This window comes from Staphylococcus sp. 2S1 (genome assembly GCF_046721335.1).
Taxonomy (GTDB): Bacteria; Bacillota; Bacilli; order Staphylococcales; family Staphylococcaceae; genus Staphylococcus; species Staphylococcus equorum_A.
Genome location: NZ_JBEUUJ010000003.1, coordinates 1,942,823 through 1,956,749, shown reverse-complemented (window position 1 = coordinate 1,956,749; position 13,927 = coordinate 1,942,823). Strand labels below are relative to the sequence as shown.

General features: G+C 33.8%; 7 protein-coding genes and 6 pseudogenes. All 13 read right to left on the bottom strand.

Annotation, left to right across the window (positions count from 1 at the left end; translation table 11 throughout):
* Window positions 1-104 precede the first annotated feature (104 nt).
* A pseudogene (locus ABLV90_RS10370) lies at window positions 105-1,806 on the bottom strand (proline--tRNA ligase).
* Between the two features lie 85 nt (window positions 1,807-1,891).
* Window positions 1,892-3,024, bottom strand: a pseudogene (rseP, locus tag ABLV90_RS10365) (RIP metalloprotease RseP); the annotation flags it as partial.
* 412 nt (window positions 3,025-3,436) lie between these two features.
* The gene (locus ABLV90_RS10360) at window positions 3,437-4,219 is read right to left on the bottom strand and encodes a phosphatidate cytidylyltransferase (protein WP_069816029.1); all 783 of its coding nucleotides are present in this window, start codon (window positions 4,217-4,219) and stop codon (window positions 3,437-3,439) included.
* Between the two features lie 17 nt (window positions 4,220-4,236).
* A pseudogene (locus ABLV90_RS10355) lies at window positions 4,237-5,000 on the bottom strand (isoprenyl transferase).
* A gap of 233 nt (window positions 5,001-5,233) precedes the next feature.
* The gene (frr, locus tag ABLV90_RS10350) at window positions 5,234-5,788 is read right to left on the bottom strand and encodes a ribosome recycling factor (RefSeq protein WP_069816033.1); all 555 of its coding nucleotides are present in this window, start codon (window positions 5,786-5,788) and stop codon (window positions 5,234-5,236) included.
* A gap of 16 nt (window positions 5,789-5,804) precedes the next feature.
* Complete coding sequence (gene pyrH / locus ABLV90_RS10345) at window positions 5,805-6,527, bottom strand: UMP kinase (RefSeq protein ID WP_021338738.1); 723 nt, start codon at window positions 6,525-6,527, stop codon at window positions 5,805-5,807.
* Between the two features lie 132 nt (window positions 6,528-6,659).
* Window positions 6,660-7,538, bottom strand: a complete 879-nt coding sequence (gene tsf / locus ABLV90_RS10340) for a translation elongation factor Ts (protein WP_460872603.1) — start codon at window positions 7,536-7,538, stop codon at window positions 6,660-6,662.
* A 94-nt stretch (window positions 7,539-7,632) separates the two neighbouring features.
* A pseudogene (rpsB, locus tag ABLV90_RS10335) lies at window positions 7,633-8,422 on the bottom strand (30S ribosomal protein S2).
* A gap of 251 nt (window positions 8,423-8,673) precedes the next feature.
* Window positions 8,674-9,447, bottom strand: coding sequence for a GTP-sensing pleiotropic transcriptional regulator CodY (codY, locus tag ABLV90_RS10330; protein ID WP_460872602.1), 774 nt, complete (start codon window positions 9,445-9,447; stop codon window positions 8,674-8,676).
* A gap of 23 nt (window positions 9,448-9,470) precedes the next feature.
* Window positions 9,471-10,887, bottom strand: a pseudogene (gene hslU, locus ABLV90_RS10325) (ATP-dependent protease ATPase subunit HslU).
* 133 nt (window positions 10,888-11,020) lie between these two features.
* Entirely contained in the window at window positions 11,021-11,563 is a 543-nt protein-coding gene (hslV, locus tag ABLV90_RS10320) for an ATP-dependent protease subunit HslV (protein ID WP_002507861.1), read from the bottom strand.
* Window positions 11,564-11,566: 3 nt separating this feature from the next.
* A complete protein-coding gene (gene xerC, locus ABLV90_RS10315; protein WP_427704751.1) occupies window positions 11,567-12,457 on the bottom strand; it encodes a tyrosine recombinase XerC in 891 nt (296 codons plus the stop codon).
* Between the two features lie 118 nt (window positions 12,458-12,575).
* Window positions 12,576-13,887: pseudogene (gene trmFO, locus ABLV90_RS10310) on the bottom strand (FADH(2)-oxidizing methylenetetrahydrofolate--tRNA-(uracil(54)-C(5))-methyltransferase TrmFO).
* Between the last annotated feature and the right edge of the window lie 40 nt (window positions 13,888-13,927).

Sequence of the window (13,927 nt, the reverse complement as noted above, 5' to 3'; positions counted from 1 at the left end):
ACTATTGTGCGTTCTCTAATTTACACTCACTAATATAGTATGCCATATTTATGTGCCAGACCTCATGATTTTATATAAGTAACATCTACCATTTCACTTTTTAATTATATATTTGTATATAATTCATTTACATAATTAATTAAATTATCAATATGCACATCTTCACTGTCACCAGTATCGCGGCGTTTAACTTCTACAATACCTTCTGCGAGCATTTTTGCCTACGACGATACGTATTGGTAGACCGATTAAATCAGCATCATTAAATTTCACACCAACACGTTCTTTACGGTCATCATAAAGCACATCATAATTTTCTTTTAATTGCGTATATAATTGATCCGCTAATTCACGTTGATCATCTTTTTTAGGATTGATTGTGATTAAATGTAATTCAAATGGTGTGACTGATTTTGGCCAAATAATACCATTTTCGTCGTTATTCTGTTCAACGATTGCACTTAATGTTCTTGAAATACCAATGCCATAACATCCCATTAATAATGGTTGCGCTCTACCTTGGTCATTTAAGAACGTGGCGTTCATTGATTCAGAATATTTTGTTCCAAGTTTAAAGACTTGGCCTACTTCAATACCTTCTGCAAAGTGCGCTTTGTCTGAGCTATCTGCTAATAATTCACCTTCTAAAATAAATCTAAAATCTCCATAGGCTTCTACTTCAAAGTCACGACCTACATTTGCGTTTAACAAGTGATACCCATCTTCATTCGCACCAACGACAATATTATTCAAATCTTGAATGAAATTATCTGCATAAATTTTAATGTCTTTATCAAAAACTGGACCCAGTGAACCCGGTTTTGCACCTAAAATATTAATAATTTCATCTTCGGTTGCTAACTCTACATTGTCGGTACCAAAATAAGCTTTTAATTTAATATCGTTAATTTCATGGTGACCACGAATTAATACTAATATAAATTCACCATCGACATTAAATATCATAGATTTAGTAATTTCGTCTAATGGTTTATTTAAAAATGTCGCAAGCTCTTGTGCTGTATGCACATTTGGTGTTTCAATTTTTGTTAACGGTTGTGCATCTTCATGTTTTTTATTAGGATGGTAAACCACTTCAGCTTTTTCAATATTTGCGGCGTAATCACTTTGCTCACTGTACACAATCGTGTCTTCACCGATTTCGCTTAACGCCATAAACTCATGTGTATGACTACCACCAATTGCACCTGAATCAGCAACAACAGGTCTCGCGTTAATGCCTACACGATTAAAGATGCGACCATATGCATGGTACATATCTTCATACGCTTCATCTAGTGATGCTTCATCAGCATGAAAAGAATAAGCATCTTTCATTATAAATTCTCTACCACGTAATAGACCAAAACGTGGACGCTTTTCATCTCTAAATTTAGATTGTATTTGGAAAAGTGTCATTGGCAGTTGTTTATATGATTTCAATTCATCACGGACAATCGAAGTCACAACCTCTTCATGTGTTGGACCAAGCGCAAATTGACGGCCATTACGGTCTTGCAAACGCATAAGTTCTGGACCATATGCACTCCAACGTCCTGATTCTTCCCATAATTCTGATGGTTGTAATGCTGGCATTAATATTTCAACGGCATCAATACGCTCCATCTCTTCACGTACGATGGCTTCAATATTATTTAATACTCTCATGACAATTGGTAAGTAACTATAAATCCCACTTGTGCTTTGTTTGATTAAACCTGCTTTTAATAATAGTCGATGGCTTAATGCCTCAGCACCAGCTGGCACTTCTTTCATAGTTGGTATAAATACTTTTGATTGTTTCATTTAAATGCTTCTCTCCCTCTTATAAGAAATAACGCTGAATATCGTTCCAAGTCACTAATACCATAACGATTAATACAAATACGGCACCAATGGCGATAATTGTAGTTTCTGCTTTTTTATTTACTGGTTTTCTAAAGATTGCTTCATATATTACAAATAAAATTCGTCCACCATCTAATGCTGGTACTGGTAGTAAATTCATTAATCCTAAGTTAACACTTAGCAAAGCAGTCCATGAAATCAAGTTAATTATACCAGTTTTAACGACAGAGTCGACAGTATGATATATACCTACTGGACCATTTAACATATCAAATGAGAATTCTCCAGTGAAAATACTAGCGATCATACTTACAATTGCAGTGAAAATAATTTTACCTGCACTAAGTGTTTGTTCCACACCCGCTGCAATTGGTTTGAAAATAGTGTGTTCAGTCGTTGCACTATAACCTAATAAATATTTTGTTTCTGAGTGTGTTTTCGTTACTTTCTGTTCAATTTTTTCAGGCTTAATATCAAATGTTTGTTTGTTGCCATCACGTTCGACGACTAATTTTGTCTTATTATCTTTAATGTCTTTTACCGCTTTATCGATATCATCTTTACCATCAATATTATGGTTTCCTACTTTAACAATTGTATCTCCAGATTTAAGCCCTGCTTGTTCAGCAGGTGAATCTTTAACAACTTCATCAACTGAATTTGTTGCTGTACCTTGATAATATGCTAGACCAATAAATAATACTAATGTAAGTAAGAAATTAAACAGTGGTCCTGCGAATAAAGTTAAGAATTTTTGATAAGGTTTTTTATACGTGAATTGACGATCTCTAGGTGCAATTTGAATTAAACTACCATTCTCTACAAAGTATGATTTCTTAGCTATTGCATAGCGTTGTCTTTCTTGATCATATGATGTTACACCTTCAATGAATAAGCCATCTTTAAAATCACATTGTTTTACTTCTATTGCTTCAATTTGTTGAAATTTGTGTTGATCATCTAAAATGATGTGCGTAATTTCATCTTTGTCATTTAATTTTATTTTTACATGCATACCTGGTTGAACTGGTGGTTCTTCTAAACCATCACCGACCATGCGTACATAACCTCCGACAGGTAATAATCTAATCGTATATAATGTTTCATTTTTTCTGAAACTAAATATTTTAGGTCCCATACCAATTGCAAATTCCGGACACATAATGCCGCGCGTTTTGCAAAAAACATATGTCCGTACTCATGAACTGTGACAAGGACACCAAAAACGATTATAAATGAAATAATTGTTACTAGAAAACTCACTTTGCTACACCTCATATTTTCGAAATAAATTGTTTGATCATACTATATATTAATTCATACAATACACTTTCTTATGACTACTTGCTTACTTTAGATTATAAAAGTATAACACAACAATGCTGAGTGACACACGTAACTTTAATATGTCTTCAAGTCATTCACTTACATTATACTTATCATTTTGCAGTCGTAATTACACAAAGTATTTTTGCTTGTGAAAAGGAGTTAAGAAATAAAATAACTGTATTGAAGCACTCAGTTATTTTATTTCATTAACTCCTTATTTTTGTTTATATAATTGTATAGTATCACTTTGAATCGATAGTTAAGCTTGTATTAACAAGATGTTTAATAGTGGCAATACAAACATAAAACTGTCAAAGCGATCTAAAATACCACCATGGCCAGGCAAAATACGACCAGAGTCTTTCACACCAAAATGACGTTTGAAACCTGACTCAACAAGGTCACCAAGTTGTCCAAACATACTTAAAACAATCGTAACAATTAATAGTATCCACGTTGCAATATTAAAGTCTACAAACATAATCATAACAAGTGGAATAATTAAACTACAAATCAATCCGCCAACAAAACCTTCTATTGTTTTATTAGGACTAATCACAGGCCATAATTTATGTTTGCCCATTAAGCGACCAAAAATATATGCCCCTGTATCTGTTGACCATACGATTAGAAATGCAAATAGTATGTAGTGTAAGCCTTCAGACCTTGTTTCATAAAGATACATAAACCCAATACCAACATACGCAATCGTCATTAAACAAAATGCGGCGTCCATAAAACTAAATCTATTTTTAGAAAGCACTGTATAACTTAATAAAATAAAACTCATTGCTATTAATGACTTTAATTGTAAATCATTAACCCAGTTACCGGCACCTTGAGGTAACATAATAATTAAAATTCCTAGCGCACTTATGATACCTGGCACCGATAAAAACTTAATCATATTCATATTAAGCAATTCTTTTAATGCTATGAACGCTAACAAATACGAAAACAGCATTAATATAACTCCGCCCTTCAGTAAGACCGGGAGGAAAATGATAAGCGCTATGATTGCCGTCAAAGTTCTAACTTTCATACTATTCTCCTAACTACTTATAATCCCCCAAAACGCCTTTGACGAGATTGATAAATTTTAATACAGTTTATTAATTCTTCTTTATCAAAATCTGGCCATAATTTTTCATTGAATAAAAATTCACTGTAAGATACTTGCCAGATTAGGAAATTACTAATACGTTGCTCTCCTGATGTTCTAATCAAAAGATCCGGGTCAGGGTAGCAATGAGTCATTAAATGATCATTAATCATTTCTTCAGTGATTGCTTCGCTTGTTAAACCTTGACGGTCAATTTGTCGTAAATTGATTTCACACTGTGAACAATTTCGGCTCGTCCGCCATAATTTATAGCAAAGACCAATTTTAAGCCCGTATTATGCTTTGTTTCTTCTTTTGCTTTATCTATCGCTTTAAGTGTAGATGTTGGTAAATGCTCAATAAAACCAATCGTCTCTACTTTAACATTATTTTCTATCAACTCTGGTAGAAATGTTCTTAAAAAGTTAACTGGCAAGTTCATAATGTAATTCACTTCATTTTTAGGTCTTGTCCAATTTTCTGTAGAGAAAGTATACAATGTTAAATATTTAATTCCTAAATCACTAGTTGCTTTAGTGATTTTTTTAACAGTTTGCATACCTTGGTAGTGGCCTTTTATTCTAGGCAATTTTCTTTGTTTAGCCCAACGACCATTACCATCCATAATTATAGCAACATGTTCGGGTATATTATGTACTTCCAAATCTATATCGGATTGCTTATACTGATTTTCTTTCTTCTTTTTTAACTTTTTAAACATGGTATTTCCTCCGAGCTTGATCATCTCTGTTTATTATAATTAGATTCTAGATGCAATTAACTACCATTTTATCATAATAGATAGGTGCATTGAATAAACAAATAAAAAAACTGTACCAAAGTCTGATTTGATACAGTTCAGATAAATATATGATATACCTCTGCTTCAAGCTCTAACTATAAGTAATTATATACCTTAATGAGTGAATAGAAGTATAATCATCATTACCATGTTTATACTGACATTATATCTTTTTCTTTTTCTTCTAATAATTTATCAATTTCTTTAATTGAGTTGTCAGTTAATTTTTGTACATCATCTGTTTGTGATCTTAAATCATCTTCAGTGATATCGCCATTTTTCTCTTGTTTTTTAAGTACATCATTTGAATCACGACGAACATTTCTAACTGCTACTTTCGCATCTTCGCCAATTTTCTTAACATCTTTTACAAGCTCTTTACGGCGTTCTTCAGTTAATGCCGGAATAACAATACGTATAACTTCTCCATCACTTGAAGGATTCACACCTAAGTTAGCGGCATTGATTGCTTTTTCAATATTACCAACAGATGATTTATCATATGGTGCAATTACTAATAAACGTGCTTCTGGCACATTGATACTAGCAAGTTGTTGAACTGGTGTTGGAGCACCGTAGTAATCAACATTTACGCCATTTAATAAATTGGAATTGGCTCTTCCGGCACTAATATTAGCTAATTCTCTTGAAAGATTATCAACAGATTTTTGCATTTTTGATTTCGTATCATTAATAATGTCGCTCATTGTCATACACCTCTAATTATTTTGTTATTATTGTTCCTATTTTTTCACCCATTACTGCACGTTTAATATTACCTTCTTCAGTAATTGAGAACACATTCAACGGAATGTTGTTATCCATACAGAATGAAGATGCTGTTGAATCCATTACTTGTAAACCATCTTGTAACATTTGAATATGAGTAAGATGTTCATACTTAATAGCATTAGGGTCTACTTTTGGATCAGCAGAGTAAACGCCATCAACATTATTTTTACCCATTAAGATAACATCGGCTTCGACTTCAGCCGCACGTAAAGCTGCTGTAGTATCAGTTGAGAAGTATGGATTACCAATTCCCGCTGCAAAAATAACTACACGTTTTTTCTCTAAGTGTCTAATTGCACGACGACGAATGTATGGTTCTGCAACTTGTTTCATTTCAATTGAAGTTAAAACGCGTGTATCGCATTCTAATTGTTCAAGGCTATCTTGTAACGCTAAAGCATTCATTACCGTAGCTAACATACCCATGTAATCAGCAGTACCACGATCCATGCCTAAGTCACTACCCGTTTTACCTCTCCAAATATTGCCTCCGCCAACGATAACTGCAATTTCGCAGTCCATCTTTGCAACTTCGGCAACTTGTTCAGCCACACTTTTAATCGTAATTGGATTAATTCCAAATCCATCGTTACCTGCTAGTGCTTCGCCACTTAATTTTAAAACAACACGATCGTATTTAGAAGTTTGAGCCATTGTCTTATCCTCTCTATTGTAAAAATATGTAATTGATACAAGTAAAGAAGACACAATAGGTCTTCCAATACAAAAGTAAATCTTTCATACGGAGCACAAAGGTGTCTTCTTTCTTGTTTTAACTATGAAAAATTATTTCATTTGTCCTTTTACTTCGTCGACAAAGTTTTCTTCACGTTTTTCCATGCCTTCGCCTACTTCATAACGTATGAAGTCAACAAGTTTTCCACCTTTTGATTTCAAGAAAGCTTCAACTGTTTGATCAGGATCTTTTACAAAGTTTTGGTCAACTGCACAAATTTCTTGTAAATATTTACGTAAACGACCTTCAACCATTTTTTCTACAATTTTCTCTGGTTTGCCTTCGTTTAGTGCTTGTTGTTTTAAAACTTCTCTTTCGTGATTAATTTCATCTTCGCTTACTTGTTCAGATGAAACATATTTAGGGTTGATTGCGGCAATGTGCATAGCTACGTCTTTAGCGGCTTGGCCATCAGTTGAACCTTCAACTACAGTTAACACACCGATACGTCCGCCCATGTGTAAATAAGAACCAAAAGCATCGTTATCTGATTTTGTTCTAATAGCAAAACGACGGATACTTAATTTTTCTCCGATAGTTGAGATAGATTCTTTAACACGTTGGTCTACTGATTTACCATCAGCTAATGTAGTTTCTAATAATGCTTCTACTGTTTCAACTTTTGTTTCTAATACTTGGTTAGCAATTTCTTTCACTAATTCTTGGAAACCTTCGTTACGAGCTACGAAGTCAGTTTCTGCATTAATTTCTACAATTGTTGCTTCATTGCCTTTTTCTTCAACATGAACTAGACCTTCTGCCGCAATACGGTCAGATTTTTTAGCAGCTTTTGCGATACCTTTTTCACGTAAGTAATCAACAGCTTTGTCGATGTCACCATCAGTTTCTGTTAACGCTTTTTTACAGTCCATCATACCTGCACCAGTTTTTTCACGTAATTCTTTTACAAGTTTAGCTGAAATTGCCATTTCATATTCCTCCATTATTTAATGAATTTTAATATATTTGTTTTTAAAAAAGGGTGATAAGCTTGAATATCTTATCACCCATTTTACATTATTCTTAGTTTGATTCAACAGAAGTGTTTTCTTCAGTTGTTCCTGCTTCAGTAGCTTCTTTTGATTCATTTAAATCAATATTTTGTTCTGCTTGCTACTTCTTCATTAGATACACCTTGTTGACCTTCTAAGATCGCATCTGCCATTTTACCAGTTAATAATTTAACGGCACGAATAGCATCGTCGTTTGTTGGGATAACGTAATCAATTTCATCTGGATCACAGTTAGTATCCACAATACCAACGATAGGGATGTGTAATTTGCGTGCTTCAGCAATTGCGTTGCGCTCTTTACGAGGATCAACTACAAATAATGCTTGAGGCATTGATTTCATATCACGAATTCCGCCTAAGAATTTGATTAAACGGTCGTATTCTTTTTTAAGTTCTACAACTTCTTTTTTAGGTAATACTTCGAATAAGCCATCTTCTTCCATTTTTTCAATTTCAGAGATGCGTTTGATACGTTTAGAAATTGTTTTATAGTTAGTTAAGATTCCACCTAACCATCTTTGGTTTACATAGAATTGACCAGCACGTTCTGCTTCAGCTTTCACTGAGTCTTGTGCTTGTTTTTTCGTACCAACGAATAAAACTTTTCCGCCATCTTCTGATACTTGTTTAATGAAGTTATAAGCTTCTTCTACTTTTTTCACTGTTTTTTGTAAATCGATAATGTAAATACCGTTTCTTTCAGTGAAAATGTATCTTTTCATTTTTGGGTTCCAACGACGTGTTTGGTGACCAAAGTGAACGCTTGCTTCTAGTAATTGTTTCATTGAAATTACTGCCATAATTAAAATCCTCCTATTGGTTTATTACCTCCACAAAAAGCTCATATAAACACGATAACTAAATATCGCACCCTTTATACTTATACTTTTTATGTGCGTATTGGCTTCATAGCCGTGAATAAATATATCATATTTGTATTTATAAAGCAATACTTTCACATTACTATTTCACACATTAAAAGAACATCTAAAAGTCTTATGATTTAGACGCTCTTTTTGATGATATATTTTTAAATTCATTTACGTATTTATTATTTAATTCTTTCTAGCTCATCTAAGAATTTTTCTTTTTTCACTTTAATAAATGTACCTTTCATTCCTAAAGAACGCGATTCAATAACACCGACACTTTCAAGTTTACGCAAAGCATTAACAATAACTGAACGTGTAATACCTACTCTATCAGCAACTTTTGATGCAATAAGTAATCCTTCTTTACCACCTAATTCTTCAAAGATATGCTCGATTGCTTCACTTTCAGAATATGATAAAGAATTAATTGCCATGCTAATAGAAGCTTTGTCTCTTGCTTCTTGTTCAACTTCACTATGTTTTTCACGTAAGATTTCCATGCCGATAACTGTAGCGACATATTCGCCAAGAACTAAATCATTCTCAGAGAAATCTTCTTGAACACGTCCAAGGACTAAAGTACCTAATCTTTCACCGCCACCTAAAATCGGGAAAATTGTAGTTCTGCTGATTTTGAATAAATCTTTGTTTTCTGGTGGGAACACTGATAATACGTTTTCAATATCAATGTTAGATTGTGTCTCTCTAACATCCATTAGTTTATCCGTATATTCTTTAGGTATGTGTCTATTTTCAAGCATTTGTATAATACGATCATTTTTCAATAATTCATTTAAACTTGATCCTAAAATCTTTCCTTTTCTAGAAACAATAAATACATTTGTTACTGTTACACTACTTATTGTTTGTGCTACATCCTTAAAATCAACGGCAATACCTTTGTGCTTTTGCAAAAGTGTATTTAATTCTCTAGTTTTCGATAATAAGCTCATATTCCTTCTCCTTTTTATTTATATTATAAAATAAATGCACTTAAATCTTTGTTTGTTGAAATTGATTTCAACTTATCATCAACATATTGTGGTGTAATGTCTACAACCGCATTGGGCATACTTGGTGCTTCAAATGATAAATCTTCTAGCATCTTTTCAAGTATAGTATGCAAACGACGTGCGCCAATGTTATCAGTATCTTGGTTTACACGGAAGGCAATTTCTGCCAGACGTTTAATCGCGTCATCGGTAAAGTTGACTGTCACTTCTTCTGTTTGAAGTAGCGCTTCATATTGTTTGATAAGTGATAATTTCGGTTCAGTCAAGATTCGTACAAAATCTTCTACTGAAAGACTTTCTAATTCAACACGAATTGGGAAACGACCTTGCAACTCAGGAATTAAATCACTTGGTTTAGCCACGTGGAATGCTCCGAGCACCAATAAATAGCATATGTTCAGTGTTAACAGTACCATATTTCGTTTGTACCATGCTACCTTCAAGTATTGGTAAAATATCTCTCTGAACGCCTTGTCGAGACACATCTTGACCTGAATTTTGATTGTTAGTTGCAACTTTATCGATTTCATCAATAAATATAATGCCCATTTGCTCGGCAAGTTCGATTGCTTGTTGATTTGCTGATTCTTGGTCAATCAGTTCATCGGCAAATTGATCCGTTAATATTTTACGTGCTGTTTGTACAGGGACTTCTCTTTCAACTTTTTTCTTAGGCATGAGTTGTTTCATCATATCTTGCATTTGTTCATTTTGATTTGTGCCTAACATCCCCATAGCGCCTGGGTCTTGCTCTACTTTTAATCTTACTTTTTCTTCTTCCAATTCACCATTCAATAATTGTTGTTTAATTTCAGAACGCTTTGTCTTGATTTCATCTGTAGGCGTATCCTCTTCTTCTTCATTGTTTTGACCAAAGTTTGGCATCGAACCACCAAATAATGATTCTAAAGGATTATTCCCACTGTTATTCGCATTATTCGCTTTTTGCTTCATACTAGGCACTAAAAGTTTTACTAATTTTTCATTTGCTTTTTGCTTCGCTTCTTCTTCGACTAAAGCTTTCTTTTGTTCTTTAACTAGTCTAATAGCTACGTCAACTAAATCTCTTACCATGCTCTCAACATCTCGACCGACATAGCCTACTTCTGTAAATTTAGTTGCTTCTACCTTTATAAAAGGTGCACCTACAACTTTAGCCATTCTTCTTGCTATTTCCGTCTTACCTACACCTGTTGGTCCAATCATCAAAATATTTTTGGGTGCAATCTCTTGTTTAGCTTCATCGGCTAAAAGACTTCGTCTATATCTATTTCTTAATGCAATTGCTACTTTGCGTTTTGCATCATCTTGCCCAACAATGTATTCATTCAATTTTGAAACGATATCTTTTGGTGTTAATTTAATGCCAGTCGTTTCCATAAGATAAATTACCTCCGTAATTTTGATTTCAATTATTCTAAAAATTATTTTTAAATTTATTTATTATTACTATATCCTAAATTTTTACAATTATACATTTTTATTTTTCATTGCGCTTTTTTAGTTTTAACTTTTATAATTTTTCAACTACGATTTGATCATTTGTAAACACACAAATATCAGATGCAACTTTTAAACTTTCATAAGCCATTTCTTCTGCAGTTAAGTTTGTGGCATGACGTTTCAAGGCTCTTCCGGCACTCAAAGCATAATTACCACCTGAACCAATTGCTATTAAAGCATCATCTGGTGCAATCACTTCTCCTGTACCACTTACAACAAGGATTGAATCCTCATCCATAACGATTAACATTGCTTCTAGTTGACGCAGTTGTTTGTCACCTCTCCATTCCTGAGCTAATTCAACTGCGGCTCTTTCTAAATTACCACCAAATTGTTGTAGTTTAGTCTCGAACTTTTCGAATAACGTAAATGCATCTGCAACGCTTCCTGCAAATCCTGCTAAAACTTTATCGTTGTATAAGCGTCTAACCTTGCGTGCTGTTTGTTTCATAATAACTTGTTCACCAAGTGTTACTTGGCCATCACCTGCCATTGCTGAATGGCCGTTATGTTGCACTGCAAAAATCGTTGTCGCGTGAATAGATGTACTCATAATCTAATTCTCCTTTTTTGCACGAGGATGTGCGTTTAAATATACTTTTCTTAATTGTTCATTTGTAACATGTGTGTAGCGACCTGTAGTTGATAAATTCACATGCCCTAGCAATGATTGAACGGTACGTAAATCAGCGCCCTGATTAAGCATGTGTGTTGCAAATGTATGTCTTAATTTATGTGGGTGAATATCCGTGACGCCGGCTGTACGTTTTACAACATCGTTTAACACATAACGAACGCCGCGCTCTGTGATAGGCGCACCGTTCATATTTACTAATAAATAATTATGATCACTTTTGCTTTTAGGTTTAAATAATTCTAAATATCGTTCTATACTTTGTTTACAAAATTCCCCAAATGGAATAAAACGTTCTTTACCGCCTTTACCTAACACTTTTACACCAGGTGAATTCATATCTAAATCATGCTCTTTTATATGGACTAACTCCGAAACCCTTATCCCTGTTGCATAAAGGAGTTCCAAAATCACTCTATCTCTCAAACCTTTTTTCGGGTCTTTTTCAACAGTATCAAATAAAGCTTCCATTTCTTCTTCATAAAAAAAGTGTGGTAAGTATTGTTCTTTCTTGGGATGCACTAATTGAACAAATGGATTTATAACTTTTTCATCTTGCGTCATCCAATATTCATAAAAACTTCTCAGCGTAGAAATTTTACGAGAAACTGAGGTTCTTTTCAAGTTTTTCGAATATAAATAACTTAGATAGTTTCTTGCATCTTTATATTCGAATGCAGATAACTCTAAATATTCTTGACTTAAAAATACATTAAACTGTTCTAAATCATCGTGGTATGACTTTAAAGTATGCTCTGAAAACTGTCGTTCAACTTTTAGCATAAATAAATATGCCTGCTGGATTTCTTCCAATAAAAACCCCTCCATCAATATGAATTGTAGCATATTGATGAAGGGGACTGCGAAAAATAACTATTAAATTGAGTCAAACTTACAAAATTTTTAGAAAATGGTTATATCAACGAATATTTTATAAAGTTTGCTTATAATTATCTAGATATGATAACGCGCGATCTGCAAGTTTTTCATAACGTAATTTTTTATCTTTAACACGATTTTCTAAAGTTGGCAGTAAACCAAAATTCGCATTCATTGGTTGGAAATTTTTCTCGTTTTTAGCATGAGAAATATAATATGCCATACTTCCAATCATTGTTTCTCTTGGAAATACTACGCCGCCTTTACCTTTAATTTTATGCGCTACGTTGATGCCTGCTACTAAACCACTTGTCGCACTTTCAACATAACCTTCAACGCCAGTCATTTGGCCAGCAAAATGAACTTCTTCTCTACCTATCAACTCATACTTTTCCGTCAATACGTCTGGCGAGTTAATAAATGTATTTCGATGCATCACACCATATCTTACGATTTCTACATTTTCTAAACCAGGAATTAAACGTATAACGTCTTTTTGTGCTCCCCATTTTAAATGTGTTTGAAAACCTACAAGATTATATAATGTACCAGCCGCATCATCTTGTCTCAATTGTACGACTGCATATGGACGTTCGCCTGTCTTAGGATCTTCTAGACCAACTGGTTTCATAGGTCCAAACAATAAAGTTTTACGCCCACGTTCCGCCATAACTTCAAAGGGCATGCATCCTTCAAAATATTTTTCTTTCTCGAATTCATTTACTGGTGCAACTTCTGCTTCCATCAATGCATCATAAAATGTATTGAATTCTTCTTCAGTCATTGGACAGTTCAGATATGCTCGCTTCACCTTTATCATAACGAGATTTCAAATATACTTTATTCATATCTATACTTTCTTTTTCAATTATTGGAGCTGCGGCATCATAAAAATACAATTGATCTTCACCAGTAGCTTCAACAATTTCAGCAGCCAATTTTTCTGTTGTTAATGGACCAGTAGCAATGATTGTATAACCTTCAGGTATGCTATTAATCTCTTCATTTAACACTGTAACATTGGGATGATTTTTTAAAGTTTCTGTAACGTAACCAGCAAAATCATGTCGATCTACTGCTAACGCACCACCAGCAGGTACTCTTGCTTTGTCTGCTTGCATTAATAATAAGTGAATCAAGACGTCTCATCTCTTCCTTGAGTACACCAACTGCATTCGTTAACGCATTGCCACGTAATGAGTTTGAACAAACTAATTCAGCAAATTGATCAGTGTGATGTGCTTGGTGTTTGCTTCACTGGCCTCATCTCTATTAAATTAACTTTAATCCCTCTTTGAGCTAATTGATATGCTGCTTCTGAGCCGACTAGACCAGACCCCGATAACATTGACAGTTTGAGTCATTTAATTTCCTCCGATACATTAAAAATAGCAACTACGACAT